This is a genomic window from Kribbella sp. NBC_01510, assembly GCF_045040325.1.
Taxonomy (GTDB): domain Bacteria; phylum Actinomycetota; class Actinomycetes; order Propionibacteriales; family Kribbellaceae; genus Kribbella.
The window spans coordinates 6,540,813-6,559,037 of the sequence record NZ_CP109418.1; the positions used below are offsets into that span (position 1 = coordinate 6,540,813).

16 protein-coding genes are annotated in these 18,225 nt (G+C 69.3%); 7 read left to right on the forward strand and 9 right to left on the reverse strand.

The genetic code is table 11. The annotated features are described in order from the left end of the window. Positions 1–4: 4 nt before the first annotated feature. Positions 5–1,207 (reverse strand): MFS transporter, encoded by a 1,203-nt coding sequence (locus OG558_RS32430; RefSeq protein WP_405066371.1) that lies wholly within the window; start codon positions 1,205–1,207, stop codon positions 5–7. 60 nt (positions 1,208–1,267) lie between these two features. Next, positions 1,268–1,672, reverse strand: a complete 405-nt coding sequence (locus tag OG558_RS32435; protein WP_405066372.1) for an HIT family protein — start codon at positions 1,670–1,672, stop codon at positions 1,268–1,270. Positions 1,673–1,783: 111 nt separating this feature from the next. Between OG558_RS32435 and OG558_RS32440 the strand changes: the two genes are divergently transcribed. Genes OG558_RS32440 through OG558_RS32450 form a run of 3 tightly spaced genes read left to right on the forward strand, consistent with a single transcriptional unit; the run spans position 1,784 to position 4,361 of the window. Further along, positions 1,784–2,233 carry a hypothetical protein gene (locus OG558_RS32440; protein WP_405066373.1) on the forward strand — a complete coding sequence of 150 codons (450 nt, stop codon included), beginning with the start codon at positions 1,784–1,786 and terminating at the stop codon, positions 2,231–2,233. Continuing rightward, positions 2,230–3,105, forward strand: a complete 876-nt coding sequence (locus OG558_RS32445) for a tetratricopeptide repeat protein (RefSeq protein ID WP_405066374.1) — start codon at positions 2,230–2,232, stop codon at positions 3,103–3,105. Before OG558_RS32440 ends, OG558_RS32445 begins: the two co-directional genes overlap by 4 nt. Further along, positions 3,102–4,361, forward strand: a complete 1,260-nt coding sequence (locus tag OG558_RS32450; RefSeq protein WP_405066375.1) for a tetratricopeptide repeat protein — start codon at positions 3,102–3,104, stop codon at positions 4,359–4,361. Before OG558_RS32445 ends, OG558_RS32450 begins: the two co-directional genes overlap by 4 nt. 15 nt (positions 4,362–4,376) lie before the next feature. Here the strand turns inward: OG558_RS32450 and OG558_RS32455 are convergent, their stop codons facing one another. Continuing rightward, entirely contained in the window at positions 4,377–6,509 is a 2,133-nt protein-coding gene (locus OG558_RS32455; protein WP_405066376.1) for an elongation factor G-like protein EF-G2, read from the reverse strand. A 145-nt stretch (positions 6,510–6,654) separates the two neighbouring features. On the opposite strand from OG558_RS32455, the gene OG558_RS32460 reads away from it, so the two are divergent. Further along, entirely contained in the window at positions 6,655–8,535 is a 1,881-nt protein-coding gene (locus OG558_RS32460; protein ID WP_405066377.1) for a DUF2207 domain-containing protein, read from the forward strand. A 4-nt stretch (positions 8,536–8,539) separates the two neighbouring features. Here OG558_RS32460 and OG558_RS32465 read toward each other — a convergent pair whose 3' ends face one another. From OG558_RS32465 to OG558_RS32475, 3 genes are all read right to left on the reverse strand, one after another. After that, on the reverse strand, positions 8,540–9,067 hold the full coding sequence (locus OG558_RS32465) for a ferritin (RefSeq protein ID WP_329477967.1): 528 nt from the start codon (positions 9,065–9,067) through the stop codon (positions 8,540–8,542). Positions 9,068–9,117: 50 nt separating this feature from the next. Continuing rightward, entirely contained in the window at positions 9,118–11,025 is a 1,908-nt protein-coding gene (locus tag OG558_RS32470; RefSeq protein ID WP_405066378.1) for a DUF2264 domain-containing protein, read from the reverse strand. Between the two features lie 115 nt (positions 11,026–11,140). After that, a complete protein-coding gene (locus OG558_RS32475; RefSeq protein ID WP_405066379.1) occupies positions 11,141–12,157 on the reverse strand; it encodes a hydroxyacid dehydrogenase in 1,017 nt (338 codons plus the stop codon). Between the two features lie 173 nt (positions 12,158–12,330). Between OG558_RS32475 and OG558_RS32480 the strand changes: the two genes are divergently transcribed. The 3 genes from OG558_RS32480 to thrS all read left to right on the forward strand — a co-directional run bounded on the left by OG558_RS32480 (position 12,331) and on the right by thrS (position 15,729). Next, a complete protein-coding gene (locus OG558_RS32480) occupies positions 12,331–13,245 on the forward strand; it encodes a PAC2 family protein (protein WP_329477961.1) in 915 nt (304 codons plus the stop codon). Between the two features lie 190 nt (positions 13,246–13,435). Next, positions 13,436–14,281, forward strand: coding sequence for an acyl-CoA thioesterase II (locus OG558_RS32485; protein WP_329477959.1), 846 nt, complete (start codon positions 13,436–13,438; stop codon positions 14,279–14,281). Positions 14,282–14,451: 170 nt separating this feature from the next. Continuing rightward, positions 14,452–15,729, forward strand: a complete 1,278-nt coding sequence (thrS, locus tag OG558_RS32490) for a threonine--tRNA ligase (RefSeq protein ID WP_405066380.1) — start codon at positions 14,452–14,454, stop codon at positions 15,727–15,729. Here the strand turns inward: thrS and OG558_RS32495 are convergent. The 3 genes from OG558_RS32495 to OG558_RS32505 are packed head-to-tail and all read right to left on the reverse strand — an operon-like array spanning position 15,671 to position 18,217. Continuing rightward, positions 15,671–15,955, reverse strand: a complete 285-nt coding sequence (locus OG558_RS32495; RefSeq protein WP_405066381.1) for a hypothetical protein — start codon at positions 15,953–15,955, stop codon at positions 15,671–15,673. The genes thrS and OG558_RS32495 overlap by 59 nt on opposite strands. A 56-nt stretch (positions 15,956–16,011) precedes the next feature. After that, positions 16,012–16,869 (reverse strand): MaoC/PaaZ C-terminal domain-containing protein, encoded by an 858-nt coding sequence (locus OG558_RS32500; protein WP_405066382.1) that lies wholly within the window; start codon positions 16,867–16,869, stop codon positions 16,012–16,014. A gap of 1 nt (position 16,870) precedes the next feature. Further along, on the reverse strand, positions 16,871–18,217 hold the full coding sequence (locus OG558_RS32505; protein ID WP_405066383.1) for a 3-oxoacyl-ACP reductase: 1,347 nt from the start codon (positions 18,215–18,217) through the stop codon (positions 16,871–16,873). Between the last annotated feature and the right edge of the window lie 8 nt (positions 18,218–18,225).

Consider the following 18,225-nt stretch of genomic DNA (forward strand, 5'->3'; position numbering starts at 1 on the left):
CGGCTCAGCGTAGTGCGTCAGCATGCCGCTGAACCCAGACGAGCGCGGCCCCGCCGAGCGCGACCGCAGCGGTGATCATCCAGCCGGACACGTACACACCGGCATGCTTGCTCACGGCACCGAACGCGAGCGCGAACGGCGTGAACAGCATCCACGAGACCGCACTGATCCCGGATGCCACCCCGGTCCGGATCGTCGACGGTACCGCGTCGTGCAGCAGGCGACTGAGGTGGATTTCGATCACGACGAGCAGGAAGGTCAGCGCGGTCATCGCGGCCGTCAGCGCGGCCAGGCTGCGGCTCGTGGTCATCGTCACGCAGGCCGCGAGCATGGTCAGGACGACGATCGCGAGCGGAAGCGGTCGCTCGAGGTGGATCCGGTTCGCGAGCAGGCCGCCGATGCCCAGCGTGCCGACCAGGAGTGCCCAGAACGGGCCGTAGTACCCGGCCTCGGTCTTGAGCGTGATCAACCACAGCGGGCCGAACTCGAACATCGCCTGCAGGATCATCGCGGCCATCACTGTGGCGGCCGCGATCGGGATCAGCCGGCCGCGGTTGGTGATCGCGCGGTAGGTGACTCGGAGGTGGTCTCGGAGCGCGGTGCGCTCGGCGGTCTGGTGCAGCTTGGGTTCACGCAGCCGGGTCAGGGCGACGAGGTAGAGGAGTGCGAACGGGAGGGTGAGGAAGTAGGTCGCTCGGGGCGAGAGGGCTGCGGCGATCCAGCCGCCCGCGAGGGCGCTGCCGACGAGCGCGATGCTCTCGACGAAGCGGACCCGGCCGATCCGGCGCTCGTACTCCGCGCTGTCACCGGTCTCCTCGAGCACCACGTCGTACACGATCGCCTCGACGGTGCCGGAGTACATGGCGAAGTAGATCCCGAGGATGAGCGCCGCCACGATGTACGTCGCCACGTTCTGGCTCACCGCACCGATGAAGACGCTTACCGCCAGCGCGACGCCCGCGACCATCAGTACCCCGCGCCGCGACCACCGGTCTGCCAGCACTCCGGACACGACCTCGGCCAGTGGCGTCATCGCGGCGTACGCGGCGGCCATCAGCCCGATGGATGCCGCATCGAACCCGATGCCAGTGAGGAACAGCTTCTCGACCGGCACCCAGAAGCCCACCCCTTGCAGGAAGGCGGCGACCCAGAGCGGCGCGAGTCGCGCGCCCACGCGCGAACGGGGTGCGGTTGCTGTCTGCAGCATGACAACTCCAGGGCTGGTTAGGTGCGGTCAGCCCCGCAGTGTCTTGGGGGTGGGGAAGTGTTACACCAGTTTCGCGGCGATGGCGTTGATCTGGTCGAAGTCACCCGGGGTCGGGTGCCAGGGGAGTTGGAGCGGGTCGTCCTGGTAGCGGGGGATGACGTGCAGGTGGGTGTGGAAGACCGACTGCCACGCGGCCGCGCCGATGCAGCTGAGGAGGTTGGCGCCGTCGGCGTTCAGGCGCTCGATCACCCGGCCGACCAGCGACTGCGCGAGCAGGGTCGCCGCGGTCAGATCCTCGGCGTCCGCCGTCCGCAGGTCGGTCGAGTGCGCTCGCGGGATCACGAGCAGGTGACCGGCCGTCGCGGGATTGATGTCCATGATGGCGATCGCCCGGTCGGTCTCGGCCACCGGCGTCGACGGACTGGTGCCGGCCACGATCCCGCAGAAGACACAGTTCTCGCTCATCGCCCCAGGCTAGTGCCCCGCCGCGCCGGCCCCGGCCGGGAGGAACGGGGAGGGCGGAATCGCCTCAGGCTATACACTGCGCGAGCCGAACCCTGCCCGCCGAGGAGCCCCATGCCGGACGAACTGTTGCGCCCGACGATCGGCGCCGGTGTGGACATGTCGGTGCGCCCGTGCCGGCTGATGTCGCAGGCGTACGTCGCCTTCTTCGGCGGCGTGATCGGCTCGACGATCATCGCCTCGCTCAACGCCCGCCGCCTCGGCGTGGACGCGGCCAAGCGCCGCCTCATCCTCCTCATCGGCGCCGGCGGCCTCGTGGCCGTGATCGCCGTTTCCAGCCTGCTGAACGGCGACGACGACCTCGCGTCCGGTCTCGGTGTCGGCATCCGCGTCGTGGCCATCCTCACCTGCCTCGCCCAGCTCCGGCTCCAGCGCCCGATGGACCGCGCCTTCCAGCTCCGCGGCACCGACTACGGGTCGCTGTGGGGGCCGGGCACCGCGGCCACGATCGGCGGCGCCGTCGCCGAAGCCCTGATCCTGCTCATCGCTGCGAGGGTCTTGTGAACGAACCGACCGAGGCCCGTCTCCAGATGGCCGGCCACTGGCTCCAGATCGGCCATCCCGAGCGCACCCTGGACGAGCTCCAGGGCCTGACGGGTAACGCGGCCCTCGATTACCGGGCGTACCTGTTCCGCGGCGCCGCTCTGCACACCCTCGACCGGAACGCCGAGGCCATCGACGTACTCCGCGACGGCCTGGCCCAGTACGGCCCCTTCCCGCCGCTCCTCCAGGTCCTGGGCTCCTCGTTGCGCTCCGAGGGCCAACTCCCCGAAGCCGAGGCCGCCTTCCTCCAGGGCCTCAGCCTGGACCCAAACGACCCCGACCTCCTGATCGGCTACGCCCGCGTCTGCCTCGCTGCCGGTCAGGCCGAGAAGGCGAGCGCTCTGGTCGAGCGCGCTGCCTCGCACGCTCCCGAGAGCGCCGCCGTCTCCGCCGCTCGCGCGCAGGTCGCGTTCGCCCTCGGCAACGACCGCGACATGCACCGCCACAGCACCGAGGCCCTGTCCCACGATCCCGAGGACCCGAACGCACGGGCCCTGCACGGTACGGCGTCGATGCTCACCGGCGACTCGCGATCCGGGTACACCTCGCTCGCCTCCGCGGCCGCGTCCCAGCCCGGCGACGCGGACCTGCGTGCTGCTGCTCGTCAGGCCAAGCTGATCAACCATCCGTTGATGCTGCCGCTGCGGCCGTTCGCGCGGCTCAACCCGCTGGTCGTTTGGATCGGCGCGGTGGCGATCATCTACGGTCTCCGGATCGCCGGTCTGGGACCGCTGTCGTTCGCGTTCGCGATGATCTGGCTGGGCTTCTGCGTGTACTCCTGGGTGGTCCCACCCCTCGTCCGCCGCTGGCTCAACCGAAGGTGGGGAACATGACCAACGACCGGATTGTCGCGCTGCGTAAGGCGGTCGAGGCCAACCCGGACGACGTCCTGCTGCGGCTCGTCCTGGCTGAGTCGCTGGTGACTGCCGGTGACACCGAGGAGGCGCTCGACCAGTACGTCGTACTCCTCGATCAGCAGGGGCTTCCGGACGATCAGTTCGTGCCGGTCGGCGAGTTGGCGGCGGCGAACGGGCGGCTTGCGCTGCTGCGGAGCTTGCTCGAGGCGGCCCGTCTGCAGGGCGTGGTCGAGGGGACCGGTCGGCTGCAGCAGTTGGTCGACGGGATGATCGCGGAGCGCAGCGGGGTGCGGATCAAGGTCGGTCCCGAGGCAGGGACGCCGTACGACGTGGAGACGCCGAAGGAGACCACAACCTTCGACCAGGTCGGTGGGATGGAGGAGATCAAGCGGGTCATCCACCGGATGGTCATCCTGCCGCTGAGCCGCCCGGAGCTGTACGAGAAGTACGGGCGGAAGTCGGGCGGCGGCGTGATGCTCTACGGCCCGCCTGGCTGCGGGAAGACGTTGCTGGCGCGGGCGACCGCGGGGGAGTGCGGTCTCCCGTTCGTCAACGTCCGGATCGAGGACGTGATGGACCCGTACCTCGGCGTCTCCGAGCGCAACCTGCACGAAGCCTTCGAGCGCGCCCGCGCGATCGCGCCGTGCGTCCTGTTCCTCGACGAGCTCGACGCACTGGCCTTCGCCCGGCACAAGCACGGCGGATCCGAGGCCCGCCGGCTGGTCGACGTACTGCTCCAGGAGCTCGACGCGATCGGCTCCGAGAACGAAGGCCTGCTCGTCCTCGCCGCGACCAACGCGCCCTGGGACGTGGACGAGGCGATGTTGCGACCCGGCCGGTTCGACCGGGTGATCTTCGTGCCGCCGCCGGACGAGCCCGCGCGGGCCGACATCCTGTCCGTGCTGGTGACGGAGGTACCGGCCGACGGACTGGATCTGAAGGCGCTCGCCGGTCAGACGCCGATGTTCAGCGGCGCGGACCTGCGCGCGCTGATCGAGTGCGGTGTGGACCGGGTGATCGACGAGGCGCTCGCCGGCGGTGGCGAGCCGCCGCTCGCGATGCGGCACCTGACCGAGGCGCTGCCAACGGTCAAGCCGTCGACACTCGACTGGCTGCACCGCGTCCGCTCGTACATCGAGTTCGCCAACCAGAGCGAGCGGTACGACGACGTCGCCGCGTACCTGAAGTCCCGCGACGTCCGCCGCCGGCTCAGCCGCGACACCAAGGGCTGAGCCGGCTCACAGTCGTCAGGTCGACTTCACCTTCGCCGCTGCCGACTCCGGCATCGGCTCGTACCGGGAGAACTGCCGGCTGAACGACGCCGAGCCATGCGACAGCGACCGCAGGTCGATCGTGTAGCGGGTGATCTCCACCTGGGGTACCTCGGCCTTCACCAGGGTCCGGTCGTCGCCGACCTTGTCCGTGCCGAGCAGCCGCCCGCGCCGGCCGGACAGATCGCTCATCACCGTGCCGACCAGGTCGTCCGGCACCAGCACCGACACCAGATCCACGGGCTCCAGCAGGTTCACCTTGGTAGCGGCCGCGGCCTCGCGCAAGGCCAGCCCGCCGGCCATCTGGAACGCCATGTCGGACGAGTCGACGCTGTGCGACTTCCCGTCCAGCAGCGTGACCCGGATGTTCACCATCGGATACCCGGCGTGGACACCCTTCTCCATCTGCGCCCGCACGCCCTTCTCGACGCTCGGGATGAACTGCCGCGGCACCGCGCCGCCGACCACCTTGTCGACGAACTCGAAGTCGGACCCCTGCGGCAGCGGCTCCACCTCGATGTCGCAGACGGCGTACTGACCGTGGCCACCGGACTGCTTGACGTGCCGCCCGTGGCCCTTCGCCTTCCCGCCGAATGTCTCCCGCAGTGGCACCCGCAACTCCACGGTGTCCACGGTCACGCCGTACCGGTTGGCCAAGGCGTCGAGTACGACGTCGGAGTGGGCCTCGCCCATGCACCAGAGCACGATCTGGTGGGTCTCCGGGTTCTGCTCGATGCGGAGCGTCGGGTCCTCGGCCGCCAGCCGCTGCAACCCACCACTCAGCTTGTCCTCGTCGGTCTTCGCATGCGCCTGGACGGCGATCGGCAGCAACGGCTCGGGCATCGTCCACGGCTTGAGCAGCAGTGGATCCGCCTTGTCGGACAGCGTGTCGCCGGTCTCCGCCCTGGTCAGCCGCCCGATCGCGCACAGATCGCCCGCGACCACGGCCGGCGCCGGCCGCTGCACCTTGCCCAGCGGGAACGACAGCGAGCCGATCCGCTCGTCCTCGTCGTGATCGGTGTGCGAGTTCTGCGCACCGAAGAAGGACGTGAAATGGCCCGACACGTGAACCGTCGTGTCGGGCCTGATGGTGCCGGAGAACACCCGCACCAGGCTGACCCTGCCGACGTACGGATCCGACGTCGTCTTCACCACCTCGGCCAGCAGCGGTCCGTCCGGGTCGCAGGTCAGGCCCTTGCGCGCCACACCGTGCGGGCTGAACACCTCGGGCAGCGTGTGCTCGAGCGGCGACGGGAACCCGCTGGTCGCGACCTCGAGCAGCTCGGACGTGCCGACCCCGGACGCGCTGCAGACCGGGATGACCGGGAAGAACGAACCTCGCGCGACGGCCCGCTCGAGGTCGTCGATCAGCACCTTCTGGTCGATCTCCTCGCCCTCGAGGTACCGATCCATCAGCGACTCGTCCTCGGACTCCTCGATGATGCCCTCGATCAGAGTGCCGCGCAGTTCCTCGATCTGGTCGCCGTACGACGACTCCGGGGCCGAGGTCGTGCGTTTGCCCCCGGCGTAGCCGTAGTACGTCTGGGAGAGCAGCCCGATCAGCCCGTCACCAGCGGGCAGGTAGAGCGGCAGCACCTTGTCGCCGAACGCGGCCTGCGCGGTGGCGAGCGCGTTCTGGTAGTTGGCGCGGGCGTGGTCGAGCTTGGTGACCACGACGGCCCGCGGCATCCCGACCTGGTCGCACTCCTGCCACAGCGCCTTGGTCGGCTCGTCGACGCCCTCGCTCGCCGAGATCACGAACAGCGCGCAGTCGGCGGCGCGGAGTCCGGCCCGCAGTTCGCCGACGAAATCGGCGTACCCGGGGGTGTCGATCAGGTTCACCTTGACGCCGTCGTGCGGCAGCGAGGCGAGCGACAGGCCCACCGAGCGCTGCTGCCGGATCTCGGCGTCGTCGAAGTCGCACACCGTGGTTCCGTCCAGGACGGTGCCGGGTCTGTTCAGGACGCCGGAGGCCACCAGCAAGGCCTCGACGAGAGTGGTCTTGCCGGACCCGGACGGGCCGACGAGCACCACGTTGCGGATGGCGTCCGGGCTGTCCACAGCGGGCGCGGCTCCGGTGCCTTGGGAAGTGTTCGCCTTGTCTGCCATGACGTTCCTCCTGGTCCACCCACCATTCCCCCAACGGCCACTTCGCACAAGAGCCATCACGTTCCGGATTCGCCTGACCCGTCGGCCGCTGGCCGCCGCGGGCCGCCTCCCACCGGCGGACCCCCGCCGTCGGTACTGTCACAGCATGCGTAGGGCACTTCTCACCGCGATCGCCATGCTCGTCACCGCACTGGCCCTGGCCGGCTTCGCACTTCCCGCGTCGGCCGCCAGTGGCGACGAGGTGAAGAACTTCACGATCGACTACACCGTGACCCCTGACGGCGTGCTGCAGGTGAAGGAGACCATCGCGTACACCTTCGGAAGCACCGGCCGGCACGGCATCTACCGCGACCTGGTGACCCGGGAGCCGTACAAGGACGACGATTCGAAGGACCAGGAGTACGAGGTCTCGAACATCAAGGTGTCCGCGAGCCCGGGCGTGTCCAGCGAGTTCAGCACCGAGACGACGTCGTCCAACCAGGACCGGTACGAGACGATGCGGATCAAGATCGGCTCGGCGGACAAGACGATCTCCGGGTACGACGCGACGTACGTGATCACGTACGACGTCCGCGGCGCACTCCGGCATTTCGCGGACCACAGCGAGCTCTACTGGGACGCGACCGGATCGGCCTGGGACGCCGAGCTCAAGCGGGTCGACGTCACCGTGACTGTGCCGGAAGGTGTGCAGCAGACCCAGTGTTTCCAGGGGACCGCCGGCTCGACGCAGGACTGTCTGAACACCGTGAGCGACGGCAAGGGGATCTTCGGCGCTGCCAACCTCGCTCCGGGCGAGCAGATGACCATCGTTGCCGGGATCAAGGCCGGCGTGGTCAGCAACGACGCCCCGATCGTGGTCGACCCGCCGAGCTGGATGGAGCGCAACGGGCTGTCCTGGCTCGCGCTGATCGGATCGGGCGCGGTGAGCCTGGCCGCGATCGCCGTGGCGGTGCTGTACTCGCGGAACGGGAACAAGGACCAGCGATTCGCCGGGATGCCGCCTGGCACGTTCCCACCGAACGGAGTCGCGGCCGAGCCCGTGAAGGACGACCTGACCGAGGACCAGATCCCGGTCGCGTTCGCGCCGCCGCGGATCCCGGTGGCCGAGGGCGGCCTGCTGATCGACGCGAAGGCGACCACCACGGAGACAGCCGCAACGCTGATCGACATGGCGGTGCGTGGCGGCATACGGATCGAGAGCACGGGGGAGAAGCAGAAGGCCGTGCTGCTGAACCCGGCGGTCGCGACGGCGCCGCACGAGCAGGTGCTGATGTCGGGACTGTTCCCGTCGCTGCAGCCGGGGTCGGAGATCAAGTTGCGCCGCGGCAAGGTGGGTGACCACAGGATGGAGCAGGCGCACGACGGGATGATCGCGGCGCTGCGGGATCAGGTGAAGCAGCGCGGATGGTACCTGCGGATGCCGCGGGCGGGCGGCGGATCGGTCTTCAAGAACGGCTTTGGCTGCGCGTGCATGGGGATGATCGCGATCTGGGTGTTCGGGGCCGGGCTGGCCGGAACGATCACCGGTGCGGCGACCGGCGGGCTCGGGCGCGGCATCGTGATCGTGGTTCCGGTGGTCGCCGTACTCGTTGCCGTCGGCATCTGGATCGCGAAGCGCGGCAAGGGGCAGCGGAACCCGGCCGGCCGGGCGGTCGCGGACCAGCTGATCGGGTTCCGGAAGTACCTGGCCACCGCCGAGGCTGACCAGCTGCGGTTCGAGGAGGGGGAGGACATCTTCAGCAAGTACCTCCCGTGGGCGATCGCGTTCGAGTTGGCCGACCGCTGGCAGAAGGTCTGCGAGCAACTGGTCGCCGCCGGCCGCCTGACGCCCGACCCGTACTGGTACAGCGGGCCGTCGTACTACACCTCCGGCTGGACCGCCGGCCTGGTCGGCTCCACCCTCGCCCAAACCTTCGACCCGCCGCCCGCCCCGGCCAGCAGCGGGGGAGGCGGCGGCAGTTCCTCCGGCTTCAGCGGGGGCTCTTCCGGCGGTGGCGGGGGCGGCGGAGGCGGCGGCAGCTGGTAGGAACTCAGACCGCGCCGCCGGCAGCCGGGGGAGCTGTCGGGTCATTGCCTGCGTCGCCGGCCACCTCGCGAGCCAGGAAGTCCTCGAGGTTGAACAGGTTGTCACCGGCCCGCTTCGCGACGTTGACCAGCGTCTTCATCGTGGCGACCTCCTCGACCTGCTCCTTGAGGAACCACTGCATGAACTGCTCGCCGACGTAGTTGCTCTCGTCCCGCGCGGTCCGGGCCAGCGTCTCGATCTGCTTGGTGACGGTGATCTCCTGCGCCAGTGCGAGCTCCAGCGGCTCGAGCGCGGTCTTGAAGTCCGACTCCACCTCGCCGACCGACGGGATCTGCGGCCGGATGTCCTTGTCCAGCAGGTATTGCACCATCATCATCGCGTGGTTGCGTTCTTCCAGCGCCTGCTTGTAGAAGTGCCTGGCCAGCTGCGGCAGGTCCTGATCGTCGTACCAGACAGCCACCGCCGTGTACTGCTGGGACGCCGTGAATTCGTTACGGATCTGTTCTTGCAGAAGTTTTTCGTACGTGCTCATCCCGTCAATCTAGTGGGCACGACCGGATTCCACATCGTTGGGGGCCTCCCCTAACCGACTCGATTTTGTGCCAGTTCGACCACCTCGGTGCCGCCGCCGGGCAGGCTGATCCGGACCGACGTCCCGTCCACCGCGACATCGATGCCCTCGGCAAGCGCTTCCGGCCGGAGCGCATCCCGGGTCAGCAGTACGGCGCTCACCAGCACCAGCGGATCGCCGCGGTGCGCAGCCGTCAGGTACGGCGTCGCCGAGTGCACACCGAACGGGTTCGCCCCCAGATCCCGGTGCACACCGGCTTCGTCGTACCCGTGCAGTCCGACGACCGCGGTCAGCAAGCCGTCGTCGTTCCGCGCCGACGCCGTCCGCGCTCCAGCGGTTGCCTCAGGCAAGGATTCGCCGGCGACCGCGAAGCCGCCGCTGCGCACCATCGCTCCGGCCGGTCCTTCGACGAGTGCACACCGGATCTCCCAGCCGCCGTGGACGACCGACGCGGTCTCGATCCGCCACGGTCCGTCCGTGCCGAGCCACGCCTTGTGCCACGAGGACGCCGTACGCCCGCTGACCGCGATCCGCCGGATCCGCCCACGCGAGCTCGCCCGGCCATCCGCGTCGACCAGCGAGATCAGGTTGTCGATGTGCGGTGCTTGGTCGGACAGCTCCGGCCCAGCGTGGTTCGCGTACGCCAACCGGTTGTAGTGCGGGTCGCCCTCCGGCTCCACACCCTTGGGCTCGGCGACCGGCGCGTGGTCCGCGCCATGGTTGACCAGTTGCACGATCTGGTCGTGCCGGCTCGCGTGCACGATCCACCCCGGCGCCGGCATCGCCCGTACCTGATCCGCGTCGTCCAGCGGGATCGAGTCCTCCGGGTCCGTCCACACCGGGTGGTCCGGCGGCAACACCAGCCCGATGAAACCCTTCGAGGCCCAGTACGGCGAGCCAGGCCCGGAGTACTGCTGTGTCGTCGGCAGGAACGTGTCGTACCACCCCAGTGTCAGCAGACCACGCTCATCCGGCACACCGTGCTGCACGAAGTGCCGCGCGATCCCCGAGCACAGCCGCCGCGTCTGCCCGGGCGACAGGGGAGTGGCGTCCAGCAGCGCCCCGATCCAGTACGGCGTCGCAGCGGCCATCCGGTAGGTCAGTGAGCGGCCCTGGTAGATCGGTGCGCCGTCGTTGCCGACCAGATGCACCGCGTCTTCGAGGAACAGGCTCAACCGCTCGCGGTACAGCTTCAACCGGTCCTCGTACGCCGCCCCCGGCGTGGCAGCAGCCATCCGGGTCCACAGGGCCGGGTAGAGGTGCATGGCCCAGCCGATGTAGTTGTCGAAGTTCTGCCCGTCGCCGTCGGAGTACCAGCCGTCGCCGACGTACCAGTCCTCGATCCGGTCCAGCCCGCTGTCGATGTCCTCCTGCGAGTACGGCGCTCCGACCGACGCGAGGAACTGCTCACTCACGACCTGGAACAGCCGCCAGTTGTTGTCGTGCGTGGTCGAGCCGTTGAAGCCACCCAGCCACTCCGCGACGTGTTCCTGCGCACGGGTGTCGAGCCGGTCCCAGATCCACTCCCGCGTCTCGTGCAGCGCGACCGCGATCGCCGCCGCCTCGACCATCTGCTGGGAGCGCGGAGTGAGCCGCAGCCACGCCTCGGGGTGGTCCGGATTCGCTCCGTTCGCGACACCCCGCGCGTACCGCTCGATCAGCTCTTCGCAGCCCTTGCCCTGCACGCCGGCGATCCGGAACGCGGCCAGCATGAACGACCGAGCAAACCCCTCCAACGCATCAGACGCCGTCCCCGACCGACTCGGCCGACCCGGCAATGCGATCAGCGACGCGCCGGGGGAGAAGTACGGCACGAGCGAATCAAGCAGGTGATCCGCCAAGGCCTCCCAGTGCGCGCGACTCCATCCCGTCTGGCGCGACAGAACACGATCGGTGTCAGGCAGTACGAGGCGTGTCATGGGGCCTCCCGGTCTGGACTGAGGAGTGGAGGGAGCGAAGCGACTGGAGCGACGAGGGAAGGCCGGGAGTTGAAGCCCCATGACCGTCGCGCCGGAGGCGCGGCCAAAAGCACTGTCATGCGAGTCTCCCGAGTTCGGTGGCGCTGATGGCGTGCAGAAGCGGTTGGCCGGTGGCGAGGCGTTCGAGCTCGCTGACGGCGAGTTCGCCGAGGCGGGCGATTTCGTTGCCGACGGCACCGGCGACGTGGGGGGTGACGAAGACGTTGGGCAGGTCGAGCAGCGGAGAGTCGGGCGGCAGCGGCTCGGGATCGGTCACATCGAGGACGGCGTCGATCCGGCCGGACACGCATTCGCGGACCAGGGCTTCGGAGTCGATGATCTTGCCGCGGGCGGTGTTGATCAGGACCGAACCGTCCCGGAGCAGCCCGAGCAGACGGGCGTCGACCAGGCCGACGGTCTCCGGGATCAGCGGTGCGTGCACGCTGAGGATGTCGCTCCGACGGAAGAGCGTGTCGTTGTCGACCAGCTCCGCGCCGAGCCCGGCCGCCTCGGCCGCGGTCAGGTACGGATCGCTGATCAGCACGTGCAGGTCGAATCCGCGCAGCCGCTCGGCCACCATCCTGGCGATCCGCGACGCGCCCAGCAGGCCGACCGTCGTACCGTAGTTGCCCGGCATCCCGTGCGGGTCCGCCTTCCGCCGCTCGATCCGGTACTGCGCGGCCAGCCGGAACGCCCGCTTCCCGGCGAGCACGATCGCGGCGACGGTGAACTCGGCCACCGGCAACGCGTTCGCGGTCGCCGCCGACGACACCTGGATCCCACGGTCGAACGCGGCCGGGTCGACGATCGCCTTCACCGAGCCGGCCGCGTGCAGGATCGCCTGCAGCTTCGGCGCCGCGTCGAGCACCTCGGGCCCGATCCGCGGGCAGCCCCAACCGGTGAGCAGTACGTCGACCTCCGCCAGCGCGGCCCGGATCGCCGGGTCGGCCAGGAAGCTGGTCCCAGGACCGACCGGGAGGACGGTCGCGGCCGTCTCCAGGCGCTGCCGGACGCGCGGGATCAGGACACGCTCCCGGCTCGCGTCGCTCATCGCCAGCATGACGGTCAGGGGAGAGTCTGGTTCGCTGCTCACGACAGCCAACCTAGCAAGCGCTTTCCAACGTGTCTTCCCGAGTGCCGAATCTTGGAAGATGCTGAAAGTTCCGGACTGCCGGAATGTGGGCCCGCATCTCAGGCGTTAACAGGTGAGAGGGCAGGATAGAGGAGCCTACCCGCCCTGTTGGCCACTGTGTGAAGGAGACGACCATGCTGCGACCGGACGACCTCTACGAGATCGTCGACGAGTCGGTGGCGACCGGCCCGGCGGCGACGCCGAAGGTGCTGGTGCATTCGCTGGACGGGTTCATGGACGCGGGTCAGGCGGGCCGGGTCACGGCCGACCACCTGCTCGAGGTGCTGGACAGCCGGCTGCTCGCGCGGTTCGACATCGATCTCCTGCACGACTACCGGGCCCGGCGGCCTGAGGTGACGTTCGCCGAGGACCGGTTCATCGACTACACGCCGCCGCACCTGAGCCTGCATCTGCTCACCGACGACGCCGGTGTCGAGTTCCTGCTGCTCGAAGGTGTCGAGCCGGACAACCAGTGGGACCGGTTCGCCAGCGCCGTCCGGCAGCTGATCGAGCAGTACAACGTGACGTTGACGGTCGGCGTGCACGGCATCCCGATGGGCGTCCCGCACACCCGTCCGCTCGGCCTGACCGCGCACGCGACCCGGCCCGAGTTGGTCACCCGTTCGAACATCTGGGACGGCGAGATGCGGCTGCCCGCGAGCGCCGGCACGATGCTGCAGGTGCGCCTGGGCGAGGCCGGCAAGGACGCGATGGGCTTCGCGGTCCACGTGCCGCACTACCTGGCCGAGAACCGGTTCCCGGGCGCCGCGCTGGCCCTCGTGCACGCGATCTCCGCGGCGACAGGCCTGCTCCTCCCTAGCAAGGCCCTCCTCGACGAGGCCGCCGTCACCGGCCGGCTTGTCGACGAGCAGGTCGAGGCCTCGGAGGACGCGAGCGCGGTGGTGAACGCTCTCGAGACCCAGTACGACGCAGCCGCCGGCTCCCTGAGCCGCAAGAGCCTCCTGGCCGACTCCACCCCGTCGGCCGAAGAGCTCGGCGCCGAGGTCGAACAGTTCCTGGCCGAACTCAACCGCAACGACGACGAATAACCCTCGCCACCAGGCAGTACGGCAAGTCCGCCGACCGGCGCTCGTCCGCGGAGCGAGCACCGCGGCTGGGCCCGGTCCCAGCGCTGGGACACCGGGTGGGGGCTCGGACAGGTTCTGGGGGCCTGGGGCAGGTTATTTCTTGTCCCAGGCCCCCGGTTCGTGGGCGAGGCCCCGCCTGTCAGGATGAGGCATGCCTGAGTCGCTGGAGGATCTGGTCGAGCTGCTCGACCTGGAGATGATCGACGTCGACCTGTTCCGCGGGCGTCAGCCCGACACGTCGATGCAACGGGTGTTCGGCGGCCAGGTGCTCGGTCAGGCGCTGGCCGCCGCGAGCCGGACCGTCGACCCCGAGCGCATCGTGCACTCCCTGCACGGCTATTTCCTGCGGGCGGGCGACACCGCCGTACCGATCGTCTACCGCCCGGAGCCGACGCGCGACGGCGGCTCGTTCAGCAGCCGGCGCGTGGTCGCGTCGCAGAACGGGAAGCCGATCTTCTACATGTCGGCGTCGTTCCAGCGGCCGGAGCCCGGTCTCGACCACCAGGATCCGATGCCGGACGACGTCGTACCGCCGGACGAGGCGCCGCGGCTGGCGACCGTCCTCGAGGCTCGGTCGGGCCGCTCGGCCGCCGACTGGGACAAGGAGTGGGCGGCCCTCGACGTACGCCTGGCCGGAGTCACCGGCCGCCAGTTCTGGATAAGGGCTGCTGGCAAACTTCCTGACGATCCTGCCTTGCACGCTTGCGTTCTCGCCTATGCGAGCGATCTGACGTTGCTCGGGGCAAGCTTGCTGCCGCACGGCATCGTGATCGGCGACCGCCGGATCCAGCCCGCGTCGCTGGACCATGCCCTCTGGTTCCATCGCGAGTTCCGCGCCGACGAGTGGCTCCTTTACGACCAGGCGTCCCCGTCCGCGTCCGGTGCGCGCGGGTTCGCCACCGGCCGCCTCTACACCGTCGACGGGCGCCTCATCGCCTCAGTAGCGCAGGAAGGCCTCATCCGCCCGGTAGGCCTGAACTTGGACGAGAACGCGTAGCAACTTCTGATATCGTGGAGGCATGTTGCAGCGCGCAGTAGTTACGACGACGCCGGAGTTCGTCCCGGCGCGCTGACACCTGACTGTCTGACAAAGCCCCGGGGCGAGTGCCCCGGGGCTTTTTCGTGCCTTCCGTGGGTTGCTCGCCCCCAACTCGTGGAGGAAACACCATGTACGACCACCGCAAGATCGGCCGTGAACTCGGCCTGTTCGACTCCGACCCGCTGATCGGCGCGGGCCTGCCCTGCTGGCTGCCCGCCGGTGCCGCGATCCGGCGCGCCTTGGAGAGCTACATCGCCGAGGTGGAACGAAGAGCCGGCTACCAGCAGGTCTATTCGCCCGTGCTCGCCAAGCGTGAGCTGTACGAGATCTCCGGCCACTGGGCCAAGTACCACGAGGACATGTACCCGCCGATGGATATGGGCGGCGAGCAACTGGTGCTACGGCCGAGCATCTGTCCACACCACGCGCTGATGTACCGCTCCCGCTCCCACAGCTACCGCGAGCTGCCACTGCGGATCTCCGAGCTCGGCGGCCAGTATCGCGCCGAGCTCTCCGGCGCGATCGGCGGCCTGAGCCGGGTCCGCGCGATGCAGCTCAACGACGCGCACATCTTCTGCCGCCTCGACCAGGTCGCCGAGGAGGCCGGCAACGCGCTCGCTCTCATCAACCAGGCCTACAGCGACATGGAGATCAGCCCGTCCCGCTACGTCCTGGCACTGCCCGCTGAAGACGCCGACTTCGACAGCCCGGCCGGCAAGTACGTCGGTGATGCCGCGAGCTGGGCCGAAGCCGCGCGACTCCTTCGTGAGGTTCTCGACAACGCCGGCGTGGACTACGAGGACTCGCCCGGGGACGCCGCGTTCTACGGACCGAAGATCGACATCCAGATGGAGGATTCGGCCGGCCGCGAGTTCAGCCTGTCGACCGTGCAGATCGACTTCCATCAGCCGGAGCGGTTCGGCCTCGAGTACGTCGGCGCCGACGGCAACAAACACCGTCCGGTGATGGTGCACCGCGCGATCGTGGGCAGTATCGAACGCGCGGTCGCGCAGTTGATCGAGGTGCACGGCGGCGCGTTCCCGGCCTGGCTCGCGCCGGTCCAGCTCGTCGTACTCCCGATCTCCGACGACGAGGAGAAGGTCGCCGCCGAGGTCGCCCGGCGGGCGTCGGATCGGGGGTTGCGGGTCGAGATCGCGCATGCGGACGAGGGCAGTCTCGGCGCACGCATCCGCGAGAACCGGTTGGCGCCGTACCAGGCCGTCATCGGTGCCCGCGAGGCGGCGGCCGGTCTCATCGCCGTTCGCCGACGGGATGGTCAGCAGCTCGACCCGGCGGACATCGGGAAGGTCCTCGACGACCTGCGCGACGACTGCCAACCTGCCGCACTCAGGTCGGATTCTGTGCGCGCCGGCGCAGGATCCAGGTCGCGACCGGTACCACGATGATCGTCCCGATCAGGGCACTCAGGAGTCCGCCCCAGTCGAAGATGTCGTCGTCACCGATGCCGAGGCCCAGCGTGAAGATCACGTAGCCGAGCAAGGCGCCGAGCAGGCCGAGTCCGATCGAAACCAGCCAGGACTTCGGCCCGCTCATGTGCCGGAAGGCATCATTGGGGACGAGCATCCGGGCCACGGCACCGCAGACCAGGCCGAGTAGCAATGCTCCTATCATGTCCACCCCTCCTATGGCTCGGAGTGTCCTCCACATTCCAGGCGGAGTCGAGTGGGTCAGTGGGCCTGCAGGTGGCCGATCAGGTGGGTGAGCTCGTGCTGCTCGTCGTACAGGGCGAAGTCGGTGGTCTTGCCGGTCTGCTGGTAGCCGAACTGCACGCGCGACGGCAGCAGCAGCGGCTTGCGGAAGTCGACGCGGACGGTGAAGGTGTCCGGCAGCTTCCCGGCGCGCTCGATCGAGGCGAGCGCGGCGGCCTTGGCCCACATGCCGTGCGCGATCTGGCGCGGGAACCCGAACGCCTGAGCGGTCAGCTTGAACAGGTGGATCGGGTTCCGGTCGCCGGACGCGGCGGCGTACCGGCGGCCGAGGTTGCCGCGCAGGTCCCACCATGCGGTCGGGTTCAGCTCGGGGTTCTTCAGTAGGTCGACGTGTGCCGACTCCGTCCCGGACGAGCGACTGAGCAGCGTGGTGAGATCGGTCCACACCAGCTCACCGTCGACCCGCACCTCGCTGACCACGTCGAACACGGTCCCCTTGGGGTGCGGGCGTTCCGGCGTACTGTGCACCCGGATCGCCGGCTCCGCGTGGATCGGGATCGGCTGCCGCTGGCTGATCGTGTTGGACAGGTGCACGATCCCCATCGGCTTGTACGGGAACGACGGGTCGGACATGAGGTCCAGGTGCAGCGGGAACGCGAGCACATGAGGGTACGTCGCCGGCAGCGCCGGACCGGCCGGGAACCCGGTGACATCCCGGTACGCCGACAAGTGGTCCTGGTCGATCGCGGAGCGGGGGAGTTCCAGCGTGAGGCCGTCCGCGTCCGGCTCGTAGTCGGCCCGTCGCAGCGTGGCTTTGACCGTCCGCGCGTAGAGCGAGCCGAGGCCGGGGGAGTCGTCGTACCGTCGGGTCGGCATGTCAGGCGCCCAGCATGCTCTGGCCGCAGACGCGGACCACGTTGCCGGTCACACCCGCTGAGGCCGGATCGGCGAACCAGGCGATCGTCTCGGCCACGTCGATCGGCAGCCCGCCCTGCTGCAGCGAGTTGATCCGGCGGCCGACCTCGCGAATCGCGAACGGGACCTTCGCGGTCATCTCGGTCTCGATGAACCCGGGCGCTACCGCGTTGATCCGGATCTGCCGGTCGGTCAGCGTCGGCGCGAGTGCCTGGACCAAGCCGATCACGCCGGCCTTCGAGGTCGCGTAGTTCGTCTGGCCGTTGTTGCCGGCGATGCCCGCGATCGAAGCGACGCCGACGATCGAGCCGCCGTCCCTCAGCGCGCCGGACTCGACCAGATGCTTCGTGATGCGCTCGGGGGCGCGCAGGTTCACGTCGAGTACGGCGTCCCACGCGTCGGTGCGCATGTTGGCCAGCCGCTTGTCCCGGGTGATGCCGGCGTTGTGGACGACGATGTCGAGGCCGCCGTGCTGCTCCTGTGCGTGCGCCCCGATCCGCTGCGGTGCGTCGACCGCGGTCACGTCGAGGAGGAGCTCGGTGCCCCCGATCTTCGAGATCACCTTGCGCAGGGCGTCCGCGTTCTGCGGTACGTCGACGCCGATCACGGTCGCGCCGTCCCGGGCCAGCGTGTCGGCGATCGCCGCGCCGATCCCGCGGGCCGCGCCGGTCACCAGCGCGACGCGGCCGGCCAGTGGACGAGCCGAGTCGTTGCTGACCAGCGGTCCGGTCCCGACGCGCGCGACCTGGCCGTCGACGTACGCCGACTTGGGGGAGAGGAAGAAGCGGAGTGTCGAATCCAGCTGCTCGTGCGCGTCCGGAGCGACGTACACGAGGTTGACCGTGGCGCCGCGCTTGACCTCCTTGCCGAGGCTTCGCGTGAAGCCCTCGAGGGCGCGCTGCGCGATCTGCTGCCCGGTGGTCTGCGCGAGCTCCGGCGTACGGCCGACCACGATCACTCGCCCGGCCGGCGCCAGCTGGCGGATCACGGGGGAGAAGAACCGCTGCAGGCTGGTGAGCTCGGCCGTCGACGTCGCGCCCGTGGCGTCGAAGACCAGCGCCTTCGGCCGGATCTCGCTCGACGCCACGCCCTCGGTCGCCGTACTGAAGGAGGCTCCGATGTCCCGCAGCAGCGCCTGGATCGCCTTACCGGTGTCGGTCTCGGAGATCGCGCCGAACACCACCGGCCCGTCGATCACCGGCGAACCCTCGGTCCAGCGCGGCAGCGGTGCCGGGTCGGGCAGACCCAGGTTCTTCACCAGGGTCTGGCCGAGCGGCGTCCGGGTGAAGGTCTGGTAGCGATCCGTCATCTCAGCTC